The following is a 757-nucleotide window of genomic DNA, read 5'->3' as shown; positions in this document are numbered from 1 at the left end:
GGCGTCGGCGGCCAGCGCCAGCACTTCGGCATCGGCCTGGCGGGCATCGAGCACGGGCTCCAGCACGGTGCGCGCCTCGTCCCCGTGGCCGGAGCCGATCAGCGCCTGCGCCAGCATCTTGCGCGCGTAGACGTTGGCCGGATTGCGTTCCAGGTAGCGGCGGAAATGCTGCTCCGCCTGGTAGTTCGACCCGAGCTTCAGGTCGACGGCGCCGGCCAGCAGCACGCTGGGCATGTGGTCCGGCACGGCCTTGAGCACCTTGTACAGCACGTCGCGCGCGGCGTCGGGCTTGTCGGTCGTATAGTCGAGCAGCGCCTGCGTGTACGCGACGAGCAGGCTGCCGGGCGCGCCCTTCGCGGCCAGGTCCAGCTCGGCCTGCGCCATCTGCGGCTTGCGCAGGCCGATGGCGAGATAGGCTTTTTCCACGTGGGCCGTGCGGTGTTGCGGGCTGACGGCCAGCACGCGGTCGTACAGCACCAGCGCGTCCTCGGGCCGCTCGCCCGCGCGCACGAGGTCGGCCTTGAACATCAGCGCGTCGACGTTGCGCGGATCGCGGGCCAGCACGCGGTCGGCGTAGCCGTGGGCGGCGTCCGCATGGCCCTCGACGATGGCGAGCCGGCCCAGGCCGACGAGCGCCGCCGGGTCGTCCGCACGCTTGGCAAGCACGTGTTCGTAGGCAGCCCGCGCCTCGTCGTTGCGGCGCAGGGCCAGGCACGCGCAGGACCGGCGCCATGCGCGCGGACCAGTCACGTAAACA

General features: G+C 72.1%; 1 protein-coding gene. It reads right to left on the bottom strand.

Annotated features, from left to right (window positions below; translation table 11 throughout):
* Positions 1 to 757, bottom strand: a 757-nt coding sequence (locus tag ACEN88_RS33265; RefSeq protein WP_413346583.1) for a tetratricopeptide repeat protein, incomplete at both ends; no start/stop codon positions are given.

It is taken from the genome of Massilia sp. CT11-108 (genome assembly GCF_047302915.1).
GTDB lineage: Bacteria > Pseudomonadota > Gammaproteobacteria > Burkholderiales > Burkholderiaceae_D > Telluria > Telluria orientalis.
This window is presented reverse-complemented; position numbering and strand designations above follow the sequence as displayed.